Source organism: Streptomyces sp. NPDC050504 (genome assembly GCF_044458065.1).
Taxonomy (GTDB): domain Bacteria; phylum Actinomycetota; class Actinomycetes; order Streptomycetales; family Streptomycetaceae; genus Streptomyces.
The window spans coordinates 291,711-318,307 of record NZ_JBITHO010000007.1 but is presented as its reverse complement, the minus strand read 5'-3'; the positions used below and the strand labels follow the sequence as shown (position 1 = coordinate 318,307).

Genomic DNA, 26,597 nt, shown 5'->3' with positions numbered 1-26,597 from the left:
TGTAGCCAGAAGGCAAGAGGTACGAACCTATGCGAGAAGTTGCGCGCAAGAGCCTGATCACCATCGCCGCCGCAGGCGGCGTGCTCGCCCTGAGCGGTGGCAACGCCCAGGCGGACTCGGGCGCCAACGGACAGGCCGCGAACTCCCCCGGAGTCCTTTCCGGCAACGCGGTCCAGGTCCCGGTGCACGTCCCGGTCAACGCGTGTGGAAACACCGTCAACGGCGTCGGGCTGCTGAACCCCGCCGCGGGCAACAAGTGCACCAACAGCTCGCCCGCGGAGGACGATTCCTACGGCGGCGGGTCCAGCGGCCCCGCGTCCGCCGCGCAGGCCGAGACCTCCGACTCGCCGGGCCTCCTCTCCGGCAACCAGGTCCAGGTGCCCGTCGACGCCCCGGTCAACGCCTGCGGGAACAGCATCACCATCGGCGGCCTCGGCAACGCCGTCACCGGCAACGACTGTTCCAACGAGTCGGACGGCTACGGCGGCCCCGACTACCCGGACGAGCCCGGTACCCCCGACGAACCCGGCACCCCGGACGAGCCGGGCAAGCCGCAGGAGCCCGGCACCCCGGACGAGCCCGGCAACCCCGGCACCCCCCACGGGCCGAACGTCCCCGACGTGCCCGTCACGCCCGACGAGCCGGGCCCTCCCGGCGAACCGGGCACGCCCCACGCGCCGAACACCCCCGACCTGCCCGACGTCCCGGCCCTGCCCGACGAGCCCGGGAACCCGAACACGCCCAGCACGCGGAACGTCCCTCCCGGCACCGACGAGCTCGCGCACACCGGCTCGGGCGCGCTCGGCCTGACGATCCCGGCCAGCGCCGGACTCCTGCTGGCGGGCGCCGTGCTCTACCGACGGGCCCGAGTGTCCGCGTGATCACGGAGCGGACCGCCCGCGCGGGCGCGTGAGCGGCACCCGGCGGCGCGCCGGGAGGCGCGCCGACACCCGGCACCACACGACGAAGGGCCCCACACCGGCGGGGCCCTCCGTCGTTTCCGGAACTCACCAGGTCGCTCGCGCCTGGCGGATGATCCGTCTCTTCAGCCGTACCTTGCGGCTGCCGTCCCGCAGCAGCCTCAGTCGGTCCAACTCCCAGTGTCCGTACTCGGCGTGATCGGTCAGGAGCCGGGTCGCTTCCTTGCGGGAAACGCCCCGTGGCACGTACACATCGACAAATTCGTATTCCGGCATCGCATCTATTGTGCGGGCAGAGGGCCTGTACGGATAGCGTCTGCACTATGTCTGATGCTTCCGCTCCCGCGCAGCCCACCGCTGTCGAGGTACGTGCCGCCGTCGAGGCGGTCAAAGCCGCGCTGGACCGCCACCTCCAGGCGGTCGAGAACCGCACGGGAGAAGACGATCCGGCCGTCTACGACGCGTTCAACGCGCTCGCCGCGGCGGCCGAGGTCTACGACGAGCGGCTCTACGACCGCTACGACGAGGTGACCCCCTTCGAGATCCCGGGCGTCGACGACTCCCTGCCGCCGTACAACGGGCCCGAGGAGCCCAACGCACTGAGCGTGCTGATCCGCCGCGACTACGCGGTCGCCGAGCCGCAGCGACTGCTCGCCCAGGCCCAGCGCATCGCCGACCTGGAGGCCGACGAGCCCGCGGACCGCGCGGAGCCGGGCGGCCGGGAGGGAGCCGCCGCGGCGGTCGGCGCCAGCGTCCACGCCGCGCTGGGCGTGCTCTTCGGCGAGTACGAACCGGACGAGATCGCCTCGCGGCACAAGGAGTTCGGCCTGGAGGAGGGCGACTCCACCCTCTGGGTCTCGGCCGCCGACGACCTGCCCGAGCCGGGGGAGTGGCTGAACGCCCCCTTCGACCAGGCGGACCCGCAGCGAGTGGTGTGCCGCTTCGACGTCAGCTCCGTCTTCGACGACGACGACTTCGACGACGACCTGGACTCCGACGACTGACCCGGCGGGGCCGGCCCCGTCAGGGAGCTCCTGACGGGACCGGCCTCCGTCACGCCACGGGCGCGGGCGTCGCCTCCAGCAGCGCCCGCAGCCGCGTCGTACGCTCCGGGGCCGGCCGCTCCGCCACCGCGCGCGGCAGCTCCTGGTCCACCCCGTGCACCACCGACAGATGCCGCTCGCCCCGGCCGAACGCGGTGTACACCCAGGGGCGGCTCAGCCCCTGCGCCGCGTCGCCCGGCAGCACCACGACCGCCGCGGCCCAGCGCATCCCGGCCGCCTGGTGCGCCGTGAGCGCCCAGCCGTGCCGCACCGTCGCCTCGACGCGCTCCTTCGGCACGACCAGGGGCTCGCCTTCGCAGTCCAGCCGCAGCCCTTGCGCGTCGGCCGAGACCACCGTCGCCTGCACGGTCCGGCCGGGGGCCGGGGAATGGGCCACCCGGTCGCCCGGGTCGAAGCCGCCGAACCTGCCGGGGCCCGGGTTCAGCCGCTGTTTCAGCGCCGCGTTGAGCGCGCGCGTCCCCGCCGAACCGCCGTGGCCCACCGTGATCACCTGGGTGTCCGCCGATGCCACCCCGATCGCCCGCGGCACGGAGTCCGCGACCAGCTGGACCGTGCGGTGCACCGCCTCTCCCGCGTCGCGCACGGGGACGATCACCACTTCCCTGCCGGGCGCCTCCACCCGGTTCAGCTCACCGATCCCGATTCCGGAGACCAACTCGCCGATCGGGCCCGGGTCCGGCACGCGCGAGGCGATCTGCGGGCACGCCCTGGAAGCCAGCACGTCGCCGAACACCCGCCCCGCGCCCGCCGCCCCGAGCACCCCGGGGTCGCCGCTCAGCACCAGGCGGCAGCCGTCGGGCAGCGCCTCCACCAGCATCGCGGCCGACTCCACGTCCAGCTGCGGGGCGTCCAGCACCACCAGCAGGTCCAGGGCGAGCGCGCCCTCGCCGTCCCGTCCGGGGCCCTCGGCGCCCGACAGCAGCCCGGCCACGGTGACCGCCGCGTCGCCGAGCGACCCGGCGAGCCTGCGGCGGCCGTTCGCGGTGTGGGCCGCGCCGCACGCGCGCAGCCCGCGCGAGCGCGCCGCCCCGACCAGCGCGGCGGCCTCGGCCCTCGCCGCCTCGCCGCCCGTGTGCACCACCAGGCCGTTCGCCGCGAGCGCGCCGGCCAGCCCGCCGTCCTGTCCGCCCCACTCCTCGTCGCTCTCACAGGAGTTGACCAGCCTGGCCAGGCCGTCGGCGAGGCTCTCCTCCGCGAGCGCGTACCGGTCGAGTCCCAGCAGCACCTGCACGGGCGCGGCCGGGGCGGCGTCCGCGACGGCGCCCTGCTCGCCCTCGGGCCGCTCCTCGTCGTAGCCGTCCGCTTCGCCTTCGGCCGCCTCTTCGTCCTCGTCCTCCCGGAAGGCCAGCACCACGCCCTCCGCGACGGCGTGCTCAAGGGCCTCGTCCGGGTCGGGCACCGCGTGCGCGGCGAGCGAGGCGCGCACCTGGTCCGCGTCCAGCGCCGTGTGCCCCTGGAGCGCGGCACGCTCCAGGAAGTGGCCGACCAGCGCCGCGGTCCGCCGCTCGTCGCCTGGGCCGCACTCCGCGCCGAGCAGCGCGCGGGCGTAGCCGTCCGCCTGCTCGGGGCGCACGCCCGCCAGGGCGAGCAGCTGCCAGGGGTCGGCGCGCAGCACGTCGCCCGCCTGCTCGCCGAGCGCGGCGACGGCCTGCGGCGCCAGCGCGTCGGGCGCCCCGCCGGCGGTGAGCGCGGCGCGCGCGGCGGCCAGTGCCTCGGGCCCGGCGACCGGCTCCCGCGAGGGCTCGGGGATCAGAGGACGCGCCGACGCGGGCACCGCCCGCTCGGCGGGCTCGGGGGCGGCCGGTGCGGGGGCGTCGAAGACGGAGGACCCGGTGGACTTCCCACCGCCCTCCACGGCGCGCACGGCCGCGAGCAGATCGGCGGCCGTGCCGCTCAGCGCGGTGCCCGCGGCGATGGGCCCGTCCTTGTCGGCCTTGCGGCGCGCGATGCGCTCCCGCAGCTCCCGCTGGGCGGCGAGCTCGGCCTGGGCCTCGGACAACTGCTCGCCACCGGCCTCGACAGCGGTTCCGGACGCGGCGCCGTCCGTACCGGTGGACCCCTCGTCCTCGGCGCCGTCCTCGGTGCCGTCCTCGACCCCGGCCCCGCCCGTGGCGTCAGCGTCGGGTGCGTCGGGTGCGTTGTCCGCATCGGGCGCTGCGCCCTCTACCGGGGCGTCCCCCGCGCCGTCCTCGTCGGAGCCGTCCTCCTCCGGCGCCCCGTCCCGGGCCGCGGCCCCCTCCTCGGGGGCCGTCCCGGTGTCCTCCCCGCTCGTGGCGGCCTCGGGCGTCGGGTCCTCGGGGGCGGGCTGCCCCTCGGGGGCGGCCTCGGCGCGGTCCGTACTCACAGGGTGCTCCAGTCCTGGTCGGGGTAGCGGTGCACGGGCGCGGACACGTCGTCGAGCGCTCGGCAGATCTCGTCTGGAAGCGTAAGCGTCTCCACTGACAACGCGGCCACGAGCTGCTGCGCGTTGCGCGCGCCCACGATCGGGGCGACCACGCCCGGCCGGTCCCTGACCCACGCCAGGGCCACCTGGAGCGCCGTCGCCGCCAGTCCGTCCGCCGCTATGGAGACCGCGTCCACGACCCGCCCCGACACCTCGTCCAGGTACGGCTCGACGAACGGCGCCATGTGCTCGGACGCGCCCCGCGAGTCCGCGGGCGTGGCCTTCCGGTACTTGCCGGTGAGCACGCCCCGCCCCAGCGGGGACGAGGGCAGCAGCCCCACGCCCAGGTCCAGCGCGGCCGGCAGCACCTCGCGCTCCACGCCGCGCTGGAGCAGGGAGTACTCCATCTGTGTGCTTGCCAGCCTGGTGCGCGTCCCGGGCGCGGCGAGCTGCCAGGTCGCGGCCTTCGCCAGCTGCCAGCCGCAGAAGTTCGACACGCCCGCGTACCGCGCGCGCCCACTGGTCACCGCGAGGTCGAGCGCCTGGAGCGTCTCCTCCAGCGGGGTCCCCACGTCGTACGCGTGGACCTGCCACAGGTCCACGTGGTCCGTGCCGAGCCGCTGGAGCGAGGCGTCGAGCGCGGCCAGCAGGTGTCCCCGCGAGCCGTCGAAGCGCCGGTCGGGGTCGGGCACGCTGCCCGCCTTGGTCGCGATGACCAGGTCCTCGCGCGGCACGAACCCGCCGACGAGCTGCCCCAGCAGGTACTCGGCCTCGCCCCCGCCGTACACGTCGGCGGTGTCGACGAGGGTCCCGCCCGCCTCCCAGAAGGCCTTCAACTGGTCGGCGGCGTCGTGCTCGTCGGTGTCCCGGCCCCAGGTGAGGGTGCCGAGCCCGATTCTGGACACGCGCAGGCCGGTGCGGCCGAGATGCCTCTGCTCCATGGGCGCTGAGATTACTGGCCCGGCCTGTGCGGCGCGTGAGGCTGTGGACAAACCCGCACGTGTGGACAACTCCGTACCCCCACGCGCTACAGTCCGCGGCAGAGAGACGTTACTCATGGGTAGACGGTTAGGGGATTCGGCCATGAAGCTCGGGATCAACCTCGGTTACTGGGGCGCCGGAATGGACGCCGACAATCTCGCCGTCGCACAGGAGGCCGACCGGCTCGGCTACGACGTCTGCTGGGCGGCCGAGGCGTACGGCTCCGACGCGGCCACCGTGCTCACCTGGGTCGCCGCCCAGACCGAGCGCATCGACGTGGGCTCCGCGATCTTCCAGATCCCGGCCAGGCAGCCCGCCATGACCGCGATGACCGCCGCCACCCTCGACTCGCTCTCCAAGGGCCGCTTCCGCCTCGGCCTCGGCGTCTCGGGCCCGCAGGTCTCCGAGGGCTGGTACGGCGTCAAGTTCGACAAGCCCCTCTCCCGCACCCGCGAGTACGTCGAGATCGTCCGCAAGGCCATGTCCCGCGAGCGCCTGACCCACGAGGGCGAGCACTGGACCCTGCCGCTGCCCGGCGGCCCCGGCAAGCCGATCAAGCTGACCGTGCACCCCGAGCGCGAGTACATCCCGCTCTACATCGCCGCGATCGGCCCCAAGAACCTGGAGCAGACCGGCGAGATCGCCGACGGCGCCCTGCTGATCTTCCCCTCCGTCGAGCACCTGGAGGACACCGCGCTCCGGCACGTCCGCGCGGGCCGCGAGAAGGTCGGCAAGACCATGGAGGGCTTCGACGTCTGCCCGACCGTGCCGCTCGCCGTCGGCGACGACGTCCGGGGACTCGCCGACATGTTCCGCCCGTACACCGCGCTGTACGTCGGCGGCATGGGCAGCGCCAAGCAGAACTTCTACAACCAGCTCGCCCAGCGCATGGGGTACGAGAAGGAAGCGGCCGAGATCCAGGAGAAGTACCTCGCGGGCGACAAGAACGGCGCCGCCGGTGCCGTACCGCACCAGCTCATCGACCAGACCACGCTGCTCGGCTCCGTCGACCGGATCGCCGAGCGGATGACCGGCTACGCCGAGGCCGGGGTCACCACCCTCACCCTCGCCCCGGCCGGCTTCACGCTCGACGAGCGGATCACCGCGCTGCGCGCGGGCACGGAGGCGCTGGAGCGGGCCGGACTGGCGTAGCCGGGACCCCGGCGGGAGATCAGCGGCCGTGGTGGGGGCTCGGGGGTCTTCCCCGCCACGGCCGTCACGGGGAACAACGCGTGGCGCGCCCCCCGGTTACGCGGGAAGAGCGCCTTCCGATCCGCCTTTTGGCGGAGAAGTCCGACGTAGCTGTTGCCTGTCACCCCGTACCGCACTTGACTAATTCTTTGCGGATACGTGCCCGGCCCGTTCGGAGGTGGCAGTGATGCTCTCGGCCCGTAGCCTGTTCCAGGAGATCATCGACAACGACGCGTCGTTCCGGCTCTTCTGCTCCATCGCGGCCAGCGGAGAGGCCCAGGGCGGCTGGGAGAACGGCCGGATCGCGGCCCTCCTGCCCGAGGGCATGTCGGCCCTGGCCCCGAAGGTCACCCGGCACGGCGCCGACGAGGACAAGCACGGCCGGATCTTCAACGCACTGCTCAAGAAGCGCGGCCTCGAACCGGTGCCGGTACCGCCCGACACCGACTACACGATGCTGCTCGAACAGCGCGGCATCGGCCTCGCCCACGACAAGCTGCGCCGCGAGGAGCCGCTGACCGAGCACGACGTCATCGTCTACCTCGCGCACAGCAGGGTCACCGAACAGCGCGCGGCCGACCAGATGGACATGCTGGTCAAGTACTTCGGCGACCACCCCGACGTCGGCCGGGCCATAAGGATGATCTGCCACGACGAGGACAACCACCTGGCGTACTGCCACGAGGAACTGCTGCGCCTCGCCGCCGAAGGGCACGGCAGGACCATCCTGGACACCCTCCACGAGTGCGCCCGCGCCGAGGTCCGCGTCTACCGTGACGTCAGCCTCGCCGTGATGGGCCACCTCGGCGGCGTCCTCGGCTGGTCGAGACCGAAGGCGGCGGCGCTCGCCGCGGGCATCAACGCGATGTACGCGTACGAGCGGGCGGGCGGCTGGCGGCGGATGGTCTCCCTGAAGCAGCCCGAGCTGCACGACCCGATGGGCGGCCCGGCCCCGGCGGCCCCGGCCTTCTGAGCGGTACCGCTCCCAAACGTCCGACAGCAGACAAAAGGGACGGGCGCGGTCGACGGGTGAAAGGGACGGGCGCGGTCAGAGCCAGCCGCGGCGCTTGAACAGGCGGTACAGGCCCAGCACCGCGCCCGCCATCAGCAGCACCACCGTCGGGTACGCCCACGCCCACTTCAGCTCGGGCATGTGGTCGAAGTTCATCCCGTAGATCCCCGCGACCATCGTGGGGACCGCGGCCATCGCCGCCCACGCCGAGATCTTCCGCATGTCGTCGTTCTGGCGCACGCCCATCTGCGCCAGGTGCGCCGAGAGGATGTCGGACAGCAGCCGGTCGAGCCCCTCCACCTGTTCGTTGACCCGGGTCAGATGGTCGCTGACGTCCCGGAAGAACGGCCGCGACTGGTCGTGGACGAACGGCACGCCAGCCGCGCCCGCCAGCCGGTTCACCGGCTGGGCCAGGGGGCCCGTCGCCCGGCGGAACTCCAGCACCTGCCGCTTGAAGGTGTAGATCCGCGCCGCCGTGTTCTTCGTCGACCCGTTCGGCGCGAAGACCTCGGTCTCCAGCTCCTCCAGGTCGGTCTGGAGCTCGCCCGCCACGTCCACGTAGTGGTCGACGGCCGCGTCGCACAGCGCGTACATCACCGCCGTCGGGCCGTGCCTGAGCACGTCGGGCTCGGCTTCGAGGCGCTTGCGCACGGCGGTCAGCGGCGCGCCCTCGCCGTGTCTGACGGTCACCACGAAGGAGTCCCCGAGGAAGATCATCAGTTCGCCCGTGGCGACCGTGTCGTGCTCGGGCTCGTACACCACCGGCTTGACCACCATGAACAGCGAGTCGTCGTACACCTCGAGCTTCGGCCGCTGGTGCGCCGTCAGCGCGTCCTCGACCGCCAGCGGATGCAGCCCGAACTCGCTGCTGACCAGCTCGAACTCGTCCTCCGTCGGCTCGTGGAGCCCGACCCAGAGGAACGCGTCGCCCGTCGCCCGCGCCTCGCCGAGCGCGTCGGAGAGGTCGTCGGGGCCCTCGGTGCGGCGCCCGTCCCGGTAAATGGCACTGTCCACAATCACGGCGTGCATTCTTCCCCGGCGGCGGGCGCGGCGCACCCCCTGGTTCCCGGCGGCCCGCCGGGAACCAGGGGCCAGCGCCTAGGCTGGCGGGCATGGCCACGCTGATCCTCGTACGCCACGGACGTTCCACCGCCAACACCGAAGGGGTGCTCGCCGGACGGATGCCCGGCGTCCGCCTCGACGAGCGCGGCGCCGCCCAGGCCGCCGCCCTGCCGGCGCGCCTCGCCGGGGTGCCGCTCGCCGCCGCCGTCTCCAGCCCGCTCCAGCGCTGCCGGGAGACGCTGCGGCCGCTGCTCGACGCCCGCCCGGGACTCGCGCTGCACACCGAGGAGCGGATCAGCGAGTGCGACTACGGCGACTGGTCGGGCCGCAAACTCGCCGAACTGTCCGACGAGCCGCTGATGGAGGTCGTCCAGCAGCACCCGTCCGCCGCCGCGTTCCCCGGCGGCGAGTCCATGCGCGCCATGCAGGCGCGCGCGGTCGACGCGGTGCGGGAGTGGAACGCGCGCGTCACGGCCGAGCACGGCGACGACGCCGTGTACGTGATGTGCTCGCACGGCGACATCATCAAGTCCCTCGTCGCGGACGCCCTCGGCATGCACCTCGACCTCTTCCAGCGCATCTCGGTCGACCCGTGTTCCCTGACCGCGATCCGCTACACCCGGCTGAGACCCTTCCTCCTGAGGCTCGGCGACACCGGCGACTTCGCCTCCCTCGCTCCGCGCGACAAGGAACAGGGCGCGGCGCACGGCAAGGGCGCGGGGCGGGACGGCGGCGCGGCTGAGGTGGGCGGCGGCGCGGGAGCACCGTGATCGTCACGCAGTAGGGTGGACGGGCCGTCAACCGACGGCCCCATCGACGACTCAAGGGAGAACCGGACGTGTCCCGTCAGGTGTTCCTCTACGATCCGCCGGACCGATTCGTCGCCGGCACGGTCGGGCTGCCTGGCCGCCGCACGTTCTTCCTCCAGGCTTCGTCCGGACCGCGCGTGACCAGCGTCGCGCTGGAGAAGACCCAGGTCGCCGCGTTGGCCGAGCGGATCGACGAACTGCTCGACGAGGTCGTGCGCAGGACCGGCGGCAACGCGTCCGTGCCCGCCGTCGCGCCCGTCGAGATCGCCGACACCGCGCCGCTGGACGCGCCGGTCGAGGAGGAGTTCCGGGTCGGCACGATGGCGCTGGCCTGGGACGGCGACGAACAGCGCATGATCGTCGAGGCCCAGGCGCTGGTCGAGCTCGACGCGGAGTCCGAGGAGGACCTGGCGGAGGCCGAGGAGCGGCTCCTGCAGGACGAGGAGAACGGCCCGCCGATGCTGCGGGTGCGGCTCACCGGCGCGCAGGCGAGGGCCTTCGCCAAGCGCGCCCTGGACGTAGTGAACGCGGGGCGCCCGCCCTGCCCGCTGTGCAGCCTGCCGCTCGACCCGGAAGGACACGTATGCCCGCGCCAGAACGGATACCGGCGCTCCTGACCCTTCTGACGAAGGGCGAGCTGACCGTGCGCGGGCAGATCCGCGAGGCGTCCAACGCGGTGCTGCTGTGCTCGGTGTCCTACGAGGACGAGAGCGCCGAGTGCGTCTACAAGCCGGTCGCGGGCGAGCGCCCGCTGTGGGACTTCCCCGACGGGACCCTGGCGCAGCGCGAGGTCGCGGCGTACGAGGTGTCCGACGCGCTCGGCTGGGGCCTGGTCCCGCCGACCGTCCTGCGCGACGGGCCGTACGGCGAGGGCGCGGTCCAGCTGTGGATCGAGGCTCCCGCGGACGGGGCGGTGCCCGAGCTGCTGGCCCTCGCGGACGTGCCGGAGGGCGGGCGGCCCGGGGACGGCTGGAAGGCGGTGGCCAGGGCCGAGGTCGCAGAGGGGCGCACCGCGCTGCTCGTGCACGCGGACGACGCCCGGCTGCGGCGGCTCGCCGTCCTGGACGCGGTCATCAACAACGGCGACCGCAAGGGCGGGCACCTGCTGCCGGGCCCCGACGGGCGGCTGTACGGGATCGACCACGGGGTGACCTTCAACGTCGACGACAAGCTGCGGACGCTGCTGTGGGGGTGGGCGGGGGAGCCGCTGCCCGAGGAGGCGGTGGTCGCGCTCGGGCGGCTCGCGCGGGAGCTGGAGCCGGGGGCGGCGCTCGCCACCCGGTTGGCGGAGCTGCTGACCGGCGCGGAGGTCGTCGCGCTGCGGGAGCGGGTGGACGGGCTGCTGCGGAGCGGGCTGCACCGGGTGCCTTCGGGGGAGTGGCCGGCGATCCCCTGGCCGCCGGTGTAGGCCCCGCCGACCCGCCGGTGTAGCACCCCGGCACACCGCGCACTCGCGCGCAAGAGCGCGTCTTCGGACAAAGATCGGGTATCCGGTTCGTATCCGGAAGCCGCATCCGGTTACGCTCATGACATGCATGCCTGGCCCGCTTCTGAGGTCCCCGCCCTGCCCGGCAAGGGCCGCGACCTCCGGATCCACTCCACCGCGACCGGCGGTCTGGTCACCCTCACCCCCGGTCCCGTCGCCCGTATCTACGTCTGCGGCATCACGCCGTACGACGCGACCCACATGGGTCACGCGGCGACCTACAACGCGTTCGACCTCGTTCAGCGCGTGTGGCTCGACACCAAGCGGCAGGTTCACTATGTCCAGAACGTGACGGACGTCGATGATCCACTGCTGGAGCGGGCCATCCGTGACGGCGTCGACTGGACCGGCCTCGCCGAGCGCGAGACCGCGCTCTTCCGCGAGGACATGACCGCCCTGCGGATGCTCCCGCCGCGGCAGTACGTCGGTGCCGTCGAGTCCATACCCCAGATCGTTCCGCTGGTGGAACGGCTGCGGGACGCGGGCGCCGCGTACGAGCTCGAAGGCGACGTCTACTTCTCCGTCGAGGCCGACCCGCACTTCGGCGAGGTCTCCCGCTACGACGCCGAGCTGATGCGGGCGCTGTCCGCCGAGCGCGGCGGCGACCCCGAGCGGCCCGGCAAGAAGAACCCGCTCGACCCCATGCTCTGGATGGCCGCCCGCGAGGGCGAGCCGAGCTGGGACGGCGGCTCGCTCGGGCGCGGTCGCCCCGGCTGGCACATCGAGTGCGTGGCCATCGCCCTGGAGCACCTGGGCATGGGCTTCGACGTCCAGGGCGGCGGCTCCGACCTCGCCTTCCCGCACCACGAGATGGGCGCGTCGCACGCCCAGGCGCTGACCGGCGAGCACCCCTTCGCGCAGACGTACGTCCACGCGGGCATGGTCGCGCTCGACGGCGAGAAGATGTCGAAGTCCAAGGGCAACCTGGTCTTCGTCTCCAAGCTCCGGGGCGACGGCGTCGACCCCGCGGCCATCCGCCTCTCCCTCCTCGCGCACCACTACCGGGCCGACTGGGAGTGGACCGACCAGGTGCTCGAAGACGCCCTGGAGCGGCTCGGCCGGTGGCGCGCCGCCGTCTCCCGCCCCGACGGCCCCTCCGCCGACGCGCTGGTCGAGGAGCTCCGCGACGCGCTCGCCGACGACCTGGACGCCCCGCGCGCCCTGGCCGCCGTCGACCGCTGGGCCGCGCTCCAGGAGGAGAGCGGCGGCGAGGACGAGGGCGCGCCCGGCGTCGTCTCCCGTGCCGTGGACGCGCTGCTCGGCGTCGCGCTGTAACGGTCCGACGGCCCCGGCGGGGTCCGCTCCCGGCACGTAAGTCCAGGAGCGGACCCCGTCAGTCCATGGTCCCCGCCGGTGCCGTACCGCTAGATACGGCTCCATGAGATCACCCACACGGTTCAGAGCGGCCGCCGTCGCCGCGCTCCTGGGGCTGTGCGCCGCGCTCGCGGGCCCCGGCACCGCGAGCGCCGACGGCCCCGCCGCCCCCGCGGGCACGACCGTCGGCGACGTCACCGGGTTCACCGCGGACGGTCCCGTCTACCGGCTGAGGGCCGGCGCCGCCGAGGCGCGCGTCAGCTTCGTCTCCGCCGGGACCTTCCGCATCGAACTCGCCCCCGACGGCTCGTACGCCGACCCGACCGGCACCGACATCGTCCTCCCGCAGGGCGCCCCGCCCGCCACCCGCTGGCGCGACAGGGGCGACCGCTACGAGCTCTCCACCTCCGAGGTCACCCTCAAGGCCTTCAAGTCCCCGCTGCGCTTCGCGCTCCACCGGGCCGACGGCAGCCTGCTCTGGTCCGAGGCCAAGGGCCTCACCTGGGACGGCGACAAGACCACCCAGACCCTCGCGCGCGGCGCCGACGAGCAGTTCTACGGCGCCGGAATGCAGAACGGGCGCGGCAACACCTCGCACCGCGGCAAGACCGTCGAGGTCGGCGTCGACTACAACTGGAACGACGGCGGCCACCCCAACTCCGTGCCGTTCTACCTCTCGTCGGCCGGGTACGGCGTCTACCGCAACACCTACGCCCCGAACACCTACTCCTTCGCCGAGCCCGTCACCACCTCCGCGAAGGAACGGCGCTTCGACGCCTACTACTTCGCGGGCGCGGCCGGCACCGGCGCCAAGGACGTCATCGGGCAGTACACCAAGCTCACCGGAAAGCCCTTCCTCCCGCCGATCTACGGCATGGAGATCGGCGACGCGGACTGCTACCTGCACAACGCCAACCGGGGCGAGCGCCGCACCCTGGACGCGCTGAAGGTCGCCGACGGGTACGTCGAGAACGACATGCCGAACGGCTGGATGCTCGTCAACGACGGCTACGGCTGCGGCTACGAGGACCTGGCCGAGACCGCCGAGGGCCTGAACGACCGCAAGATGCAGCTCGGCCTGTGGACCGAGGACGGCATCGACAAGCTCGCCGACCAGGTCAAGGCCGGACAGCGGGTCGCCAAGCTGGACGTCGCCTGGGTCGGCGACGGCTACAAGTTCGCCCTCGACGGCTGCAAGGACGCGTACGCGGGCATCGAGGCCAACAGCGACGCGCGCGGCTTCACCTGGGCCCCGGAGAGCTGGTCGGGCGCGCAGCGCTGCGGCGTGCAGTGGTCCGGTGACCAGTCGGGCAGCTGGGAGTACATCCGCTGGCAGATCCCGACCTACGCGGGCGCGACCATGTCGGGCCTCGCCTACACCACGGGCGACGTCGACGGGATCTTCGGCGGCAGCGCCAAGACGTACACCCGCGACCTCCAGTGGAAGATGTTCCTCGGCACGACCATGACCATGGACGGCTGGGCCGCGAACGACAAGCAGCCCTTCCGGTACGGGGAGCCGTACACCTCGATCAACCGCGACTACCTCAAGCTGAAGGAGTCGCTGCTGCCCTACCAGTACTCCTACGCGCACGAGGCGACCAAGACCGGCGTCGGCATGGTCCGCCCCCTCGCGCTCGAATACCCGGACGACCCGAAGGCGGCGACGGACGCCGCCAAGTACGAGTTCCTCAGCGGCGAGGACTTCCTCGTCGCGCCCGTCTACCAGGACAGCGCCGTACGCAGCGGCATCTACCTCCCGAAGGGCACCTGGGTCGACTACTGGAGCGGGCGCACCTACCAGGGCCCGACCACCGTCGACCACTACAGCGCGCCGCTCGACACCCTGCCGCTCTTCGTGAAGGCGGGCGCCGCCGTGCCCATGTGGCCGGGCATCCGTTCGTACGCGGACCGCACCGCCGGATCGCCGCTCGCCTGGGACGTCTACCCGCAGGGGAAGTCGGACTTCACGCTGTACGAGGACGACGGCGTGACCCGGCAGCACAGGGCCGGGAAGTACGCCACGCAGCAGGCGCGCGTGCACGCCCCGAAGAGCGGGGCGGGCGACGTGACCGTACGGATCGGCGCCAGCGTCGGACAGTTCGCGGGCAAGCAGAAGGCCCGTCCCTACCAGTTCACCGTGCACACCGGCGACGCGCCCAGCGAGGTCGAACTGGGCGGGCGTGAGCTGCCCAGGCTGACGTCGAAGGGCGCGTACGACAGGGCCGCGCAGGGCTGGTGGTACGACCGCGACGACCGCGGGGGCGTGGTGAAGGTCAAGACCGCGCCGCTGCGCACGGACCGGGCGTTCACCCTGGAGCTGGAGGACACCGCGGCGGTCGGCGGCGCGGTGCCCGGCGCGCAGGCGTCGCTCTCCGTCCCGGCGGGGCAGGAACTGGGCGCGGGCGCCGAGGGCAGGGTCGCCGTGGACGTGACGGCGGGCGACAGGGACGCCACGGGCGTACGGGTCTCGCTCGCCGCTCCCGAGGGCTGGCGGGTCACCGACGCGCCGGTCGTCGAGAGGCTCGCGGCGGGCACCACGCGCCGCGTCGAGGTCGGCGTCGTCCCCGACGCGGGGGCGACGGCCGGGGACACCCGGCTCACCGCGCTCGCCCGGTACCGCTCCGCGGGCCAGGAGCGCACCTCCACGCAGCGCTTCGGCATCGCCCTGATGCCGCCCGCGCCGAGCGGACAGGCCTGGGCGAGCGACCTGGTGTGGCTCAAGTCGGCCAACGGGTACGGACCGGCCGAACGCGACCGCAGCAACGGGGAGTCGGGCGCGGCCGACGGCCGGACGCTGACGCTCGCGGGGAAGACGTACGAGAAGGGCATCGGGGTGCACGCGGACTCCGACATCGAGGTGTACCTCGGCGGGAAGTGCACCGCGTTCACCGCCGACGTCGGCATCGACGACGAGATCAACGGCTATGGAGAGGCGGCCTTCTCCGTGGAGGCCGACGGCAAGGTGCTGTGGACCTCGCCGAAGCTGACCGGCGCCTCGGCGACCGTGCCGGTGGACGTGCGGCTGGACGGCGCGCGGCACGTGCGCCTGAAGGTCACGGACACCAACGGGTCCAAGAGCGGTGACCACGGCGACTGGGCCGCGGCGCGCTTCCACTGCGCGGACTGACACCGCCGCACCCTTCGGCCGCACGGCCGCACGGCCGCACGGCCGGGCGCCGGGTGGGCACTGCCCACCCGGCGCCCTCTGCGCGGGAGGAGCGGCTACTGCTTGTTGACCACGACTGCCTGGATCACGCTGTTGGTGTCGTCGTAGAACCCGATCACCTGGTGGCCGAAGGCGAACGCCTCCTGCACCTCGTCATGGGTGACGGCGTTCGGGTTGACCAGCTGGCGCCAGTTGTTGTTGACGAACAGGTAGAGGATCGACGGCTGGCCGGGCAGGGGCGTCACGACGTCCCAGTACTTGGTGGCGATGCCGCTCACGAGCGCCTGGGCGTCGATCGAGCTGGGGATGACCAGCGGCTGGCCCTGGCCGATCTGCTGACCCTGCTGGATCTGCTGCCCGTACTGCTGCGGGAACTGGGGCTGGCCGAGCTGCTGGAGCAGCTGCTGGTAGGGCTGCTGCTGGCCGAGCTGCTGGAGCTGCTGCTGGAGGTGCGGCGGGAGCTGCTGCTGACCGATGCCCTGACCGTACTGCTGGCCGATGCCTTGGCCGTACTGCTGGCCGATGCCCTGCTGGCCGATGCCCTGCGGCGGGGAAGTGCTGGGGCCCTGCTGGCCGAGCTGCTGCCCGTACTGCTGCGGGGCGAACTGCTGGGGGCCGTAGGCCTGCCCGTAGCCCTGCTGGCCCTGCTGGCCCTGCTGGCCCGACTGGCCCAGCTGACTCATCTGGCTCATCTGCGGGGTGGTGCTCATTCGCTGTTCACCTTCCCTGTTGACTCATCCAGCGGATTTCCGGCCGATCGGTTCAGCCGGAGACGACCAGGCCGACGACCTCGTCGTCCGAGTACCAGACGCGTACGTCCGGCCGTCCCCCCGCGAAGGCGGTGTGCACCGCCTGGCGGACGTCGGGGGCGGGGTGGTTCAGGTTCCGCCACGCGCCCGCGACGAACAGCCGCAGGCGGGGCGGGAGCTCACGGGGGTAGGGGAGCAGTTCGTCCCAGTACCTCTCGGCCTGTCCCGAGCCGATCGTGGAGGGGACCAGCAGGGCCACCGCCGCCCTGACGTCGGGGCGGTTGCCGATCCGCTGCGAGGCCGGGCGGTCAGGTGCGTCCTGCTGCGCGGAGCCCGTGCGGCGCAGCACCTCGCGGGCGCGCTCGGGGCTCATCGGACCGAGGCCCGCTGCCTTGAGGATGCCCTGGAGGGCCGCCAGGGCGCCCACCACGACCGGGGAGGCCGACGAGGTCCCGGAGAACGTGTCGGTGTACCAGGCGATCTCCTCGGCGCCGCCCTGGAGGTCGCCCGCCCGGTCCCAGAAGCCGCCGGTCGTGGTGACCTCGCGGCCCCAGCCCTGGGCGTCCAGCCGGGCGCCGTAGTTGGAGAACGCCAGGCGCGAGCGGTCCGGGCCGTGGTCGCGGCCGTGCGTGCCGGGCGGCGGGGCGCCCGCGCCGACCAGGACGGCGCCCGACGAACGGTTCGACGGGTTGAACGGATTGCGCCAGGTCTCCGGGAAGCTGTCGGGCCTGCGCTCGTACACCGCGTCGTCCAGGCTCTCCGCTCCGTTGCCCGCCGCCTCGACGACGAGGACGCCCTTGGCGGTCGCCCAGCTGATCGCCGCGTAGTCGTCGGGCCACCATTCGAGGGCGATGTAGCCGCGCTGGTCGTCGCGCGCCTCGAAGTCGAACCGGGGCCCTGGCCGGTGCAGTTCGACCAGCACGACGTCGCCGGGCCGGAGCCGGTCCGCCGCCGCGTGGATCGCCGCCGCCGTCCCGACGCCCTGGAAGGACGCGGCCGCGCAGGAGGCGCCGGGCGCGATGCCGGTGACGCCCTTGCCGTCCCGGTCGCCGCCGATGACCCCGAGCACGGCCGTGCCGTGGTTGCGCCAGGCGACGTCCTGGACCGGGCTGCCGATCAGGATCCCGGACAGCTTCTCGACCAGGTCCTCGTGGCTCAGCTGCCAGGCGCCCTCGACGTCCACGACGGAGACGCCCGTGCCCGTGCCGCCGGGGCGCTGCCAGGCCCACACCGCGTCCACGCCCTCGGGCGCGGCGGCCAGATAGCCCTGGCGCCCGGTGAAGTCGGGCGTCGCGGGCGCGCCCTCCTTGAGCCGCTTGGCCTCCTCGCCTGGGCCCGCGCCGCCGGACTCGGCACCCGGCCCCTGGTGGTGCACGGGGCCCGGCATCGTCGCGGGCACGGCGCCCGGCTTGACGTACGCCGTGTCGACCTCTGGCAGCGCGGCCAGCCGGGCGGTCAGCTCGTGGGACCTCTCCCCGCCGCCGCGCACCCGGTAGAACAGCGACAGGTCGGGCAGGGCGGGGCCCGGGGAGCCGGTGAAGGCCTGCGGGGCCTGCGGGGAAGCGGCCGCGCGCAGCCGCTCCTCGTTGCCGAACAGCGGCTCAAGGGAAAGCTGTTGGTCGCTCAGGAACATGCTCAGGGCGGAGACGTCGGCGCCGGCCGCCGACCGCACGCCCTCCGCGCCCGCCCGCAGCCGGGGTTCCGCGCGAGCGACGACGATCAGCTCGGGTTCGGCTCCTTGGTAGGTGAATCCTGCTCCGTCGGGTCCCGGGCCCGCCGTGCCGGGGCCCTGGCCGGGGAGTTTCTGATCGGTCATCGCGGTGACCGCTCCCTTCGGATCTTCGTGCCTACGGCTCTTCGGGGCACACCCTGCTACCGGTTCGCGGGTCCGTCCACCCCGCTTGCGTGAACTGGGTTTGAAATCAAGATGCTTGGGAAGCCCCTGCATTCCGTCCTGAAAGCGATGTCACGCCGCAATTCGGCCAAACACTGCGGAGGGAGGGGGCGTGTGGTGGGGTGGTGGGGGACAACTGGACACGAGTGCTCTTCGTAAGGAGGAGGACCGATGCACGGTTCTTTCGCACGTCGAAGACTTCTGCGGGGCGCGGCGGCCCTGGGCGGCGCCGCACTGGTCGCACCGCTCGCCGGGACCGCCCGCGCGGCCGGAACCGCGGGTGACCCGTGGCCCGCCCGGTTCCCGCTGCCCAACGGGTTCAGGCCCGAGGGCATCGCCATCGGCCCGGCACCGTACGCCTACTTCGGCTCCCTCGGCACGGGCGACATCTACCGGGCGTCGCTGGCCAGCGGCACCGGACGGGTTGTGGTCAGGGGGACGGGTCCCGACCGCTCGGCCGTCGGTCTCAAAATCGACGCGCGCGGACGGCTGTTCGTCGCGGGCGGGTACAGCGGGGAGATCCGCGTCGCCGACGTCCGCACGGGCGCGTACGTCGCGCAGTACGCCCCGGCACAGGCGGCCATGGTCAACGACGTGATCCTGACCCCCGGCGCCGCCTGGTTCACGGACTCCTTCAAGCCCCAGCTGTACCGGCTGCCGGTGGGCAAGGACGGCAGGCCGGGCGAGCTCGCGACCGTGCCGCTGACCGGCGAGTGGGAGCAGGGAACCGGCTTCACGGCCAACGGCATCGAGCGGACCCCGGACGGACGGGCGCTGCTCGTCGCCAACACGGTGGCGGGCGGCGGCGGGCTGATGCGCGTCGACCCGCGTACGGGTCGGGCGCGCGCGGTCGACATCGGAGCGCTCAAGCTGCCCAACGCGGACGGACTGCTGCGGCTGGGGCGGCTGCTGTACGTGGTGCAGCAGGTACAGAACGCCGTGGACGTGATCCGGCTGAACGCGTCGGGCACCAAGGGCCGGGCGGTCACCCGGATCACCGACCCGGGGAACTTCCGGATCCCGACGACCGCCGCAGCATGGGGCGACCGGATCTACCTGCCGAACGCGCGGTTCGACGTGGACCCGCTGCCGGACACGGAGTACGACGTGGTGTCCGTGCCGCAGGTCTGACGCGGGGCTTCTGTCCGGTGCGCGTCGTCTCGGTACGGGAGAGGGGCGGGGGGCCGGGGGGGGGGGGGGCCCCCCCCCGGGGCCCCCGGGGGGCCCGGGGGGGGGGGGGGGGGGGGGGGGGGGGGCGCGGGGGGGGCCCCCCCCCCCCCCTCCTGTGCCGTGCGGGGGACCGTGCGGGTCAGTGCTCGGACGGGTCCTCGGGGGCGTCGCCGCCCTCCTCGCCCGCGGCGCCGTCCGTGGTGCCCGCGGCATCCGTGGCATCCGTGCCCTTGGCCTCGGGCGCTTCCGCTTCCGGCCCTGCTTCCGTCTCCGGCCCTGCTTCCGGCCCCGCTTCCGTTTCCGCCTCCGGCCCGGGTTCCGTCTCCGTCTCCGGTTTCGGGCGCCTCGGCGGGCGCGTGCGGCCGCTCGACGTGTCCCGCAGGTACGACGCCCCGTCGCCGCTCTCCGTGGCGATTCCGCCTGGGCCCTGCCCGGGACCGCCGTCGCGGCGCCGCAGGTACCGCTCGAACTCCCGGGCGATCGCCTCGCCGGACGCCTCGGGCAGTTCCGCGGTGTCCCTGGCCTCCTCCAGCGTCTGCACGTACTCCGCCACCTCGCTGTCCTCGGCGGCGAGTTGGTCGACGCCCAGCTGCCAGGCCCGCGCGTCCTCGGCCAGCTCGCCGAGCGGGATGCGCAGCCCGATCAGGTCCTCCAGGCGGTTCAGGAGGGCCAGCGTGGCCTTGGGGTTGGGCGGCTGCGAGACGTAGTGCGGCACGGCGGCCCACAGGCTCACCGCGGGCACCCCCGCGTGCGTGCACGCCTCCTGGAGGATGCCGACGATCCCGGTCGGCCCCTCGTACCTGGTCTCCTCCAGGTCCATGGTGCGGGCCAGGTCCGGGTCGGACGTGACGCCGCTGACCGGCACGGGGCGGGTGTGCGGGGTGTCGCCGAGCAGCGCGCCCAGTACGACCACCATCTCCACGCCCAGTTCGTGGGCGAAGCCCAGCAGTTCGTTGCAGAACGAGCGCCAGCGCATGGAGGGCTCGATGCCGCGCACCAGCACCAGGTCGCGCGGTTTGTCGCCGCCGACCCGGACCACGGAGAGCCGGGTGGTGGGCCAGGTGATCTTGCGCACCCCGCCGTCCAGCCAGACCGTGGGGCGGTTGACCTGGAAGTCGTAGTAGTCCTCGGCGTCCAGCGCCGCGAAGACCTCGCCCTTCCATTCCCGGTCCAGATGTGCGACCGCTGTGGAGGCTGCGTCGCCGGCGTCGTTCCAGCCCTCGAACGCGGCCACCATGACCGGGTCGATCAGCTCGGGAACCCCGTCGAGCTCGATCACCCAGGCCTCCTTCCGAAGTTCCCTTGCGTACGCCCCAACCTTACGGCCAACCGGGCACCCCGCCGCAGCCCCTGCGCACGGCCGGGTGAACCTGCCGTTCGCAGGTGCATTCGGAAGGAAAGCGGGGCATCAGCGGGGCACCGACCACCGGATTCATCCGAGCTGTGGGCCAGAAATTCTGCCGAATCGCTGGACTCTGGCGCTCGTGCGGCGCTATACATCGGAATACATCCGATGACCGCGTAGAGGTCCGATGTTCTCTCTCGCTGTTCTTTCCCTGGGGGGCACCGCATGAGTCCGACCGTCATGGATTTCGAGGTCCACGACATCCGCTTCCCCACGTCGACGGAGCTCGACGGTTCGGACGCGATGAACCCCGACCCCGACTACTCGGCCGCCTACGTGGTGCTCCGCGCCGACGACGGCACCGAGGGCCACGGCTTCTGCTTCACCATCGGCCGGGGCAACGACGTGATGGCCGCCGCCATCGGGGCGCTGCGCCCCTACGTCGTGGGGCGCCCCGCCCCCCGTACCGCGGCCGACCTCGCCGACCTGCACACCCGCCTCACGCACGACTCCCAACTCCGCTGGCTCGGACCGGAGAAGGGCGTGATGCACATGGCGGCGGGGGCCGTCGTCAACGCGGCCTGGGACCTGGCCGCCACCCGCGCCGGCCTGCCCGTCTGGGAGTTCCTGGCCGCCATGACCCCCGAGGAACTGGTCTCCCTCGTCGACTTCCGCTACCTCACCGACGCGCTCACCCCCGAGGAGGCCCTGGAGATCCTGCGCGCCGCCGAGCCGGGCCGCGCCGAGCGGGCCGAGCGGCTGCGCGCCCTGGGCTACCCCGCGTACACCACCTCGCCCGGCTGGCTCGGCTACTCCGACGAGAAGCTGGTGCGCCTGGCCAAGCAGGCCGTCGCCGACGGCTTCGGCCAGATCAAGCTCAAGGTCGGCGCCGACCTCGACGACGACGTGCGCCGCATGAGGCTGGCCCGCGAGGCGGTCGGCCCCGACGTGCGCATCGCGGTCGACGCCAACCAGCGCTGGGACGTGCCCGACGCGGTCCGCTGGATGTCCGCCCTCGCGCCCTACGCGCCGCACTGGATCGAGGAGCCGACCAGCCCGGACGACGTCCTGGCCCACGCCGCCGTGCGCGCCGGGCAGCCCGTGCCCGTGGCCACCGGCGAGCACGGCGCCAACCGCGTCCTGTTCAAGCAGCTCCTCCAGGCGGGCGCGGTCGACTTCGTGCAGATCGACGCCGCCCGAGTCGCCGGGGTCAACGAGAACCTGGCGATCCTGCTGCTGGCCGCGAAGTTCGGCGTCCCCGTCTGTCCGCACGCGGGCGGCGTCGGCCTGTGCGAACTGGTCCAGCACCTCGCGATGTTCGACTACGTCGCCGTCTCCGGCAGCTGGGAGGACCGCGTCATCGAGTACGTCGACCACCTCCACGAGCACTTCGAGGAGCCCGTCGTCGTCACCGAAGGCCGGTACGCCGCGCCCGCCGCGCCCGGCTTCTCCGCCCGCATGCGGCCCGAGTCCCTGACCGCCCACCGCTACCCCGATGGACCGGTCTGGCGGACCGGCCGGCACACGAACGAGCCCGGTCCGCGCACGAACCGGGCCGAGCCGCACACCGACGAGCCCGGTCCGCACGCCGGTCGGGCCGAACCGCGCACGAACGAGGAGATCCCCGCATGAGCGCCGCCCAGGACTTCCACGGCACGGCCGCCCTCGTCACCGGCGGCGCGTCCGGCATCGGCGCCGCCGTCGCCGGTCTGCTGCTCGCGCGCGGCGCACGCGTCGCCGTGCTCGACCGGGACACCGAAGGCGCCCCCGACGGCGTCCTCGCGCTCAAGGCCGACGTCACCGACGACGCGGCCGTGCGCGCGGCGGTCGACGCGGCCGCCGCCGAACTCGGGGGCCTGCACGCGCTGGTGAACAACGCGGGCGTCGGCGCCGTCGGCACCGTCGCCGACAACACCGACGAGGAGTGGCACCGGGTCATCGACGTCAACGTCCTCGGCATGGTCCGCGCCGCCCGGCACGCCCTGCCGCACCTGCGCGCCGCCGCACGGCAAAGTCCGGGCCGCGTCTCGATCACCCAGACCTGCTCCATCGCGGCCACCGCGGGGCTCCCGCAGCGCGCCCTGTACAGCGCCACCAAGGGCGCCGTGCTCTCGCTGACCCTCGCCATGGCCGCCGACCACGTCCGCGAGGGCATCCGGGTCAACTGCGTCAACCCGGGCACGGCGGACACCCCCTGGATCGGCCGCCTGCTGGACCGGGCCGACGACCCGGCGGCCGAGCGCGCCGCGCTCGACGCCCGCCAGCCCATGGGGCGGCTCGTCGGCGCGGACGAGGTCGCGGCGGCCGTCGCGTACCTCGCGAGCCCGGCGGCGGCGTCCGTCACCGGCACGGCGCTCGCGGTGGACGGCGGCATGCAGGGGCTGCGGCTGCGCCCCGAGCGCTAGGGAAAACCCGTACGGGACCGTACGGGGCCGTACGGGAGGCTGCACGAGAGGCCGTACGAGGGGCCGTACGGGAGCACCCCGTACGGCCCCGGTCACGGGTCCCTCACAGCGTCGAGCGCAGCCACTGCTCCACGCTCGCGATGTGCACCGTCGCCCACGACCGCGCCGCCTCCGCGTCCCGGTCCCTGAGCGCCGTGAGGATCGCCCGGTGCTCGTGCAGCGTGCGGCTCACCGCGTCCTCCTGGGTGAGCCCGCGCCAGATGCGCGCCCGGGTCGTGGGCCCCGACAGCCCGTCGAGCAGCGAGCAGAGCACCGAATTGCCCGAGCCCTGCACGATGCCCCGGTGGAAGTCCAGGTCGGACGCGACCAGTTCCTCCACCGACGGCGCGGGGCCGAGCGCGCTGAGCTGGGCGTCCAGCGCGTCCAGCTCGGCGTCCCCGATGCGGATCGCGGCCATGGCGGTCGCGGCGGGCTCCAGGATGCGGCGCACCGCCAGGAACTCCAGCACCGTGTCGTCCCGGTGGAAGTCCACGACGAAGCTCATCGCCTCAAGGAGCAGCTGCGGGTCCAGGCTGGTCACGTACGTGCCGTCGCCCTGGCGCACGTCCAGGATCCGGATGAGCGACAGCGCCCGCACCGCCTCGCGCAGCGAGTTGCGCGACAGGCCGAGCTCGGCGGCGAGCTCGCTCTCCTTGGGGAGCCGGTCGCCCGGCCGCAGCGCCCCCGAGACGATCATTTCCTTGATCTTCTCGATCGCCTCGTCGGTGACAGCCATGGACGACCTCCAGACATCGGATGTATCGCCCTCATTATGCGTCCCAGAGGGTCGTGGGGGCCTCCTTCCGCACGATCGGGGCGATCTCCTCGGCGAATCTCTGGAGGGTTTCGACCTGTTCGGCCCGGGACAGCCCGAAAGAGTCCACGGTGACCGATTGGAGGTCGTGCCGGTACAGCTCGTGGTAGCCCAAAATCTTGTCAATGATTTGCTGCGGGCTGCCGATCAGCTGGGGTCCGCCCGCGATGGCGTCCTCGATGGTGCGGAACGGCGTGTTGTACCCCGCCTTCCCGACCAGCTGCGGCTTGAAGCTCTGCCGCACCCGCGCCTCGTACAGGTCCTTGTAGCGCCGCACCGCCTCCTCGGCCGTGTCGGCGATCAGCAGCCCGCCCGAGCCCGCGGCGACCCGGGCCTCTGCCGGGTCGTGGCCGTGCGCCTCGAAGCGCTCGCGGTAGTGCGCGATGAGCTTCGCGTACGCCTCGCGCGGCTGGATGGCGTTGGCGGTGAACAGCGGGTCGCCGTGCTCGGCGGCCAGCTCGGGGGAGTTGAGGCTGGTGGCGGAGCCGTGCCAGACGCGCGGCGGGCCCGCGTAGGGCCTCGGCACGGTCGTGACGTCCTTGAGCGCGGGCCTGAACTCGCCCTCCCAGTCCACGTGCTCCTCGCGCCACAGCCTGCGCAGCAGCTCGTACTTCTCCTTCTGGAGGTCCCACTGCCTGGACTCGTCCAGCCCGAAGAGGTCGAAGTGCCCGGCCTCCGCGCCCTTGCCGACGACCAGCTCGATCCGGCCGCGCGAGATCTGGTCGAGCGTCGCGTAGTCCTCGGCGACCCGCACGGGGTCCAGGATCGCCACGACCGTCACCCCGGTCAGGAGCTTGATCCTGCTGGTACGGGCGGCCAGGGCGCCCAGCACCGCGGTCGGGCTCGACGACAGGAAGGCGCCCGCGTGCCGCTCCCCGACGGCGTACGCCTCGAACCCGAGCCGCTCCGCCTCCTCGCCCACCGCGACGACGTCGGCGAACCGGTCGGCTGCCGGGGCGAGTTCACCGGTCAGCGGGTGCGGGGCGTGATTGATGATCGACAGGACCTGGAACTTCACGGCGACTCCTTACCGGCCCGCGGCTGGGCGACTTGGTCCCACTGTCCGCGCGGGACGTTGCGCCCGTGTGTACGCCGTGTGGCAGCGCCCCGGGCACGAGTAAGGGGCGGCCGCCCATGGCGACCGCCCCTTACCGGCACTCCGTACCGGCTACTTCTTCTTCAGCAGGTCCTCGACCTTGCCGCGGATCTCGTCCGTGGCCAGGCCCCGGATCGTCAGCGTCGTACGGCGGCGCAGCACGTCGTCGGCCGTCTCGGCCCACTCGTTGTCGCGCGCGTACACGACCTGCGCCCAGATCTCCGGCGCGTCCGGGTGGACGCGCTCGGCCAGCTCCGGGTTCTCGTTCGCCAGGCGCGCGATGTCGAAGGCGAGCGAGCCGTAGTGCGTGGCCAGGTGCCGCGCGGTGTCCGCCGACATGCGCGGGCCGGGAGCCGGGCCGTCCACCAGCAGGCGGTGGGCGACGGCGCGCGGGTTGGCGATGCCGGGCAGCGGCAGCCGCTTCGGCAGCGCGGACACCGGCACGAAGTCCTCGTCGGAGGCACCGAGCGGGTGGCCGGGCAGCGACTCCAGCTTCTTCATGATCGTGCGGCCGATGTGGCGGAACGTGGTCCACTTGCCGCCCGCGATCGACAGCATGCCGCCGCTGCCCTCGGTGACGACCGTCTCGCGCTTGGCCTTGGAGGTGTCGCCGGGGCCGCCGGGCAGCACCCGCAGGCCCGCGAAGGAGTACGTGATCAGGTCGCGCGACAGCTGCTGGTCGCGGATCGAGAACGCCGCCTCGTCGAGGATCTGCGTGACGTCCTTGTCGTTGACGGCGACGTCGCGCGGGTCGCCTTCGTACTCCTCGTCGGTGGTGCCGAGGAGCAGCATGTCCTCCCAGGGGAGGGCGAAGGTGATGCGGTACTTGTCGATCGGGGTCGCCAGCGCGGCCTTCCAGGGGGCGGTGCGCTTGAGGACCAGGTGCGCGCCCTTGGAGAGGCGGATGGAGGGCGCCGCGTTCGGGTCCTCCATCTTGCGCAGGTGGTCCACCCAGGGGCCGGTCGCGTTGAGCACCAGGCGGGCGCTCACGCCGAACTCGTCGCCCGAGAGCCGGTCGCGCAGGTCGGCGCCGGTGACGCGGCCCTTGGTGAAGCGCAGGCCCGTGACCTCGGCGTGGTTCAGGACGGTCGCGCCCGACTCCACGGCCGCGCGCACCGTCATCAGCGCCATGCGCGCGTCGTTCATCTGGTCGTCGCCGTAGACCGCGACGGCCTTGAGGTTGTCGGTGCGCAGCTCCGGCACGTCCTGCGCGGCCTTGGCCGGGGAGAGCAGGTGGCCGACGCCGTCGCCGAAGGCGGACAGCGCGCTGTACGCGAAGACGCCCGCGCCGAGCTTGGCGGCGCCGTGCGGGCCGCCCTTGTAGACCGGCAGGTAGAAGGTGAGCGGGTTGGCCAGGTGGGGGGCCACGTCGCGGGTGACCGCGCGCCGCTCGAAGTGGTTCTCCGCGACCAGCTTCACCGCGCCGGTCTGCAGGTAGCGCAGGCCGCCGTGGAGGAGCTTGGAGGAGGCGGAGGAGGTGGCGCCGGCGAAGTCGCCGGCGTCCACCAGGGCCACCCGCAGCCCGGACTGCGCGGCGTGCCAGGCGGTGGAGATGCCCAGGATGCCGCCGCCGATCACCAGGAGGTCGTACGTCGCCTTGGAAAGCTGCTCCCGAGTCTCGGCGCGGCTCTGGGTGGAGCCGGAGGCCGGGTGCGTCCCGAGGGCAGGGACGCTCTGCAGGGTGGTCATGTCGA

22 protein-coding genes are annotated in these 26,597 nt (G+C 73.2%); 12 read left to right on the top strand and 10 right to left on the bottom strand.

The features are described 5' to 3' along the window. Window positions 1–29 precede the first annotated feature (29 nt). Entirely contained in the window at window positions 30–881 is an 852-nt protein-coding gene (locus ACIBNE_RS27325) for a chaplin family protein (protein ID WP_399275991.1), read from the top strand. Between the two features lie 126 nt (window positions 882–1,007). On the opposite strand, the gene ACIBNE_RS27320 is transcribed toward ACIBNE_RS27325, so the two are convergent. Continuing rightward, a complete protein-coding gene (locus ACIBNE_RS27320; RefSeq protein ID WP_399275989.1) occupies window positions 1,008–1,196 on the bottom strand; it encodes a DUF5703 family protein in 189 nt (62 codons plus the stop codon). A 47-nt stretch (window positions 1,197–1,243) separates the two neighbouring features. Between ACIBNE_RS27320 and ACIBNE_RS27315 the strand changes: the two genes are divergently transcribed. Next, the gene (locus tag ACIBNE_RS27315) at window positions 1,244–1,924 is read left to right on the top strand and encodes a hypothetical protein (RefSeq protein WP_399275987.1); all 681 of its coding nucleotides are present in this window, start codon (window positions 1,244–1,246) and stop codon (window positions 1,922–1,924) included. A gap of 49 nt (window positions 1,925–1,973) precedes the next feature. Here the strand turns inward: ACIBNE_RS27315 and ACIBNE_RS27310 are convergent, their stop codons facing one another. Both ACIBNE_RS27310 and ACIBNE_RS27305 read right to left on the bottom strand, forming a co-directional pair. Continuing rightward, complete coding sequence (locus ACIBNE_RS27310; RefSeq protein ID WP_399275985.1) at window positions 1,974–4,328, bottom strand: AAA family ATPase; 2,355 nt, start codon at window positions 4,326–4,328, stop codon at window positions 1,974–1,976. After that, window positions 4,325–5,308 (bottom strand): aldo/keto reductase, encoded by a 984-nt coding sequence (locus tag ACIBNE_RS27305; protein WP_399275983.1) that lies wholly within the window; start codon window positions 5,306–5,308, stop codon window positions 4,325–4,327. The genes ACIBNE_RS27310 and ACIBNE_RS27305 overlap by 4 nt, the downstream gene beginning before the upstream one ends. A 142-nt stretch (window positions 5,309–5,450) precedes the next feature. Between ACIBNE_RS27305 and ACIBNE_RS27300 the strand changes: the two genes are divergently transcribed. Beyond that, entirely contained in the window at window positions 5,451–6,500 is a 1,050-nt protein-coding gene (locus tag ACIBNE_RS27300) for an LLM class F420-dependent oxidoreductase (protein ID WP_399275981.1), read from the top strand. A gap of 226 nt (window positions 6,501–6,726) precedes the next feature. Further along, a complete protein-coding gene (locus tag ACIBNE_RS27295; RefSeq protein WP_399275979.1) occupies window positions 6,727–7,512 on the top strand; it encodes a ferritin-like domain-containing protein in 786 nt (261 codons plus the stop codon). A 75-nt stretch (window positions 7,513–7,587) separates the two neighbouring features. Here the strand turns inward: ACIBNE_RS27295 and corA are convergent, their stop codons facing one another. Beyond that, a complete protein-coding gene (gene corA, locus ACIBNE_RS27290) occupies window positions 7,588–8,580 on the bottom strand; it encodes a magnesium/cobalt transporter CorA (protein WP_399275977.1) in 993 nt (330 codons plus the stop codon). An 83-nt stretch (window positions 8,581–8,663) separates the two neighbouring features. On the opposite strand from corA, the gene ACIBNE_RS27285 reads away from it, so the two are divergent. From ACIBNE_RS27285 to ACIBNE_RS27265, 5 genes are all read left to right on the top strand, one after another. Then, window positions 8,664–9,383 (top strand): histidine phosphatase family protein, encoded by a 720-nt coding sequence (locus tag ACIBNE_RS27285; protein WP_399275976.1) that lies wholly within the window; start codon window positions 8,664–8,666, stop codon window positions 9,381–9,383. Window positions 9,384–9,451: 68 nt separating this feature from the next. Further along, entirely contained in the window at window positions 9,452–10,039 is a 588-nt protein-coding gene (locus tag ACIBNE_RS27280; RefSeq protein ID WP_399275974.1) for a DUF3090 domain-containing protein, read from the top strand. Then, window positions 10,006–10,830: an SCO1664 family protein gene (locus tag ACIBNE_RS27275; RefSeq protein WP_399275972.1), complete on the top strand. Its 825-nt coding sequence runs from the start codon at window positions 10,006–10,008 to the stop codon at window positions 10,828–10,830. The genes ACIBNE_RS27280 and ACIBNE_RS27275 overlap by 34 nt, the downstream gene beginning before the upstream one ends. Before the next feature lie 123 nt (window positions 10,831–10,953). Next, the gene (mshC, locus tag ACIBNE_RS27270; RefSeq protein WP_399275970.1) at window positions 10,954–12,183 is read left to right on the top strand and encodes a cysteine--1-D-myo-inosityl 2-amino-2-deoxy-alpha-D-glucopyranoside ligase; all 1,230 of its coding nucleotides are present in this window, start codon (window positions 10,954–10,956) and stop codon (window positions 12,181–12,183) included. A gap of 103 nt (window positions 12,184–12,286) precedes the next feature. Further along, the gene (locus ACIBNE_RS27265) at window positions 12,287–15,352 is read left to right on the top strand and encodes an NPCBM/NEW2 domain-containing protein (protein ID WP_399275967.1); all 3,066 of its coding nucleotides are present in this window, start codon (window positions 12,287–12,289) and stop codon (window positions 15,350–15,352) included. A 95-nt stretch (window positions 15,353–15,447) separates the two neighbouring features. Here ACIBNE_RS27265 and ACIBNE_RS27260 read toward each other — a convergent pair whose 3' ends face one another. Together ACIBNE_RS27260 and ACIBNE_RS27255 are read right to left on the bottom strand one after the other, a co-directional pair. Further along, the gene (locus ACIBNE_RS27260) at window positions 15,448–16,101 is read right to left on the bottom strand and encodes a hypothetical protein (protein WP_399275966.1); all 654 of its coding nucleotides are present in this window, start codon (window positions 16,099–16,101) and stop codon (window positions 15,448–15,450) included. Between the two features lie 52 nt (window positions 16,102–16,153). Continuing rightward, window positions 16,154–17,956 carry a S8 family peptidase gene (locus tag ACIBNE_RS27255; RefSeq protein ID WP_399275964.1) on the bottom strand — a complete coding sequence of 601 codons (1,803 nt, stop codon included), beginning with the start codon at window positions 17,954–17,956 and terminating at the stop codon, window positions 16,154–16,156. 249 nt (window positions 17,957–18,205) lie between these two features. On the opposite strand from ACIBNE_RS27255, the gene ACIBNE_RS27250 reads away from it, so the two are divergent. Then, window positions 18,206–19,165: a superoxide dismutase gene (locus ACIBNE_RS27250; protein ID WP_399275962.1), complete on the top strand. Its 960-nt coding sequence runs from the start codon at window positions 18,206–18,208 to the stop codon at window positions 19,163–19,165. A 178-nt stretch (window positions 19,166–19,343) separates the two neighbouring features. Here the strand turns inward: ACIBNE_RS27250 and ACIBNE_RS27245 are convergent, their stop codons facing one another. Continuing rightward, a complete protein-coding gene (locus tag ACIBNE_RS27245; protein WP_399275960.1) occupies window positions 19,344–20,483 on the bottom strand; it encodes a PAC2 family protein in 1,140 nt (379 codons plus the stop codon). Between the two features lie 291 nt (window positions 20,484–20,774). Here ACIBNE_RS27245 and ACIBNE_RS27240 point away from each other — a divergent pair, with 291 nt between their 5' ends. Both ACIBNE_RS27240 and ACIBNE_RS27235 read left to right on the top strand, forming a co-directional pair. Beyond that, complete coding sequence (locus tag ACIBNE_RS27240) at window positions 20,775–22,181, top strand: enolase C-terminal domain-like protein (protein ID WP_399275958.1); 1,407 nt, start codon at window positions 20,775–20,777, stop codon at window positions 22,179–22,181. After that, a complete protein-coding gene (locus ACIBNE_RS27235; RefSeq protein ID WP_399275956.1) occupies window positions 22,178–22,954 on the top strand; it encodes an SDR family NAD(P)-dependent oxidoreductase in 777 nt (258 codons plus the stop codon). Before ACIBNE_RS27240 ends, ACIBNE_RS27235 begins: the two co-directional genes overlap by 4 nt. Window positions 22,955–23,057: 103 nt before the next feature. Here the strand turns inward: ACIBNE_RS27235 and ACIBNE_RS27230 are convergent, their stop codons facing one another. The 3 genes from ACIBNE_RS27230 to ACIBNE_RS27220 form a co-directional block, all read right to left on the bottom strand. Next, window positions 23,058–23,729 (bottom strand): FadR/GntR family transcriptional regulator, encoded by a 672-nt coding sequence (locus ACIBNE_RS27230; RefSeq protein WP_399275954.1) that lies wholly within the window; start codon window positions 23,727–23,729, stop codon window positions 23,058–23,060. A 34-nt stretch (window positions 23,730–23,763) separates the two neighbouring features. Beyond that, window positions 23,764–24,825, bottom strand: coding sequence for an LLM class flavin-dependent oxidoreductase (locus ACIBNE_RS27225; protein WP_399275952.1), 1,062 nt, complete (start codon window positions 24,823–24,825; stop codon window positions 23,764–23,766). Between the two features lie 150 nt (window positions 24,826–24,975). Then, window positions 24,976–26,592 carry an FAD-dependent oxidoreductase gene (locus ACIBNE_RS27220; RefSeq protein ID WP_399275949.1) on the bottom strand — a complete coding sequence of 539 codons (1,617 nt, stop codon included), beginning with the start codon at window positions 26,590–26,592 and terminating at the stop codon, window positions 24,976–24,978. Between the last annotated feature and the right edge of the window lie 5 nt (window positions 26,593–26,597).

Coding starts and splice junctions, on each gene's coding strand:
- ACIBNE_RS27220 (WP_399275949.1), bottom strand. CDS start 26,592: ATGACCACCCTGCAGAGCGTCCCTGCCCTCGGGACGCACCCGGCCTCC.
- ACIBNE_RS27300 (WP_399275981.1), top strand. CDS start 5,451: ATGAAGCTCGGGATCAACCTCGGTTACTGGGGCGCCGGAATGGACGCC.
- ACIBNE_RS27255 (WP_399275964.1), bottom strand. CDS start 17,956: ATGACCGATCAGAAACTCCCCGGCCAGGGCCCCGGCACGGCGGGCCCG.
- corA (WP_399275977.1), bottom strand. CDS start 8,580: ATGCACGCCGTGATTGTGGACAGTGCCATTTACCGGGACGGGCGCCGC.
- ACIBNE_RS27230 (WP_399275954.1), bottom strand. CDS start 23,729: ATGGCTGTCACCGACGAGGCGATCGAGAAGATCAAGGAAATGATCGTC.
- ACIBNE_RS27235 (WP_399275956.1), top strand. CDS start 22,178: ATGAGCGCCGCCCAGGACTTCCACGGCACGGCCGCCCTCGTCACCGGC.
- ACIBNE_RS27320 (WP_399275989.1), bottom strand. CDS start 1,196: ATGCCGGAATACGAATTTGTCGATGTGTACGTGCCACGGGGCGTTTCC.
- ACIBNE_RS27315 (WP_399275987.1), top strand. CDS start 1,244: ATGTCTGATGCTTCCGCTCCCGCGCAGCCCACCGCTGTCGAGGTACGT.
- ACIBNE_RS27260 (WP_399275966.1), bottom strand. CDS start 16,101: ATGAGCACCACCCCGCAGATGAGCCAGATGAGTCAGCTGGGCCAGTCG.
- mshC (WP_399275970.1), top strand. CDS start 10,954: ATGCATGCCTGGCCCGCTTCTGAGGTCCCCGCCCTGCCCGGCAAGGGC.
- ACIBNE_RS27275 (WP_399275972.1), top strand. CDS start 10,006: ATGCCCGCGCCAGAACGGATACCGGCGCTCCTGACCCTTCTGACGAAG.
- ACIBNE_RS27265 (WP_399275967.1), top strand. CDS start 12,287: ATGAGATCACCCACACGGTTCAGAGCGGCCGCCGTCGCCGCGCTCCTG.
- ACIBNE_RS27240 (WP_399275958.1), top strand. CDS start 20,775: ATGAGTCCGACCGTCATGGATTTCGAGGTCCACGACATCCGCTTCCCC.
- ACIBNE_RS27305 (WP_399275983.1), bottom strand. CDS start 5,308: ATGGAGCAGAGGCATCTCGGCCGCACCGGCCTGCGCGTGTCCAGAATC.
- ACIBNE_RS27250 (WP_399275962.1), top strand. CDS start 18,206: ATGCACGGTTCTTTCGCACGTCGAAGACTTCTGCGGGGCGCGGCGGCC.
- ACIBNE_RS27295 (WP_399275979.1), top strand. CDS start 6,727: ATGCTCTCGGCCCGTAGCCTGTTCCAGGAGATCATCGACAACGACGCG.
- ACIBNE_RS27325 (WP_399275991.1), top strand. CDS start 30: ATGCGAGAAGTTGCGCGCAAGAGCCTGATCACCATCGCCGCCGCAGGC.
- ACIBNE_RS27285 (WP_399275976.1), top strand. CDS start 8,664: ATGGCCACGCTGATCCTCGTACGCCACGGACGTTCCACCGCCAACACC.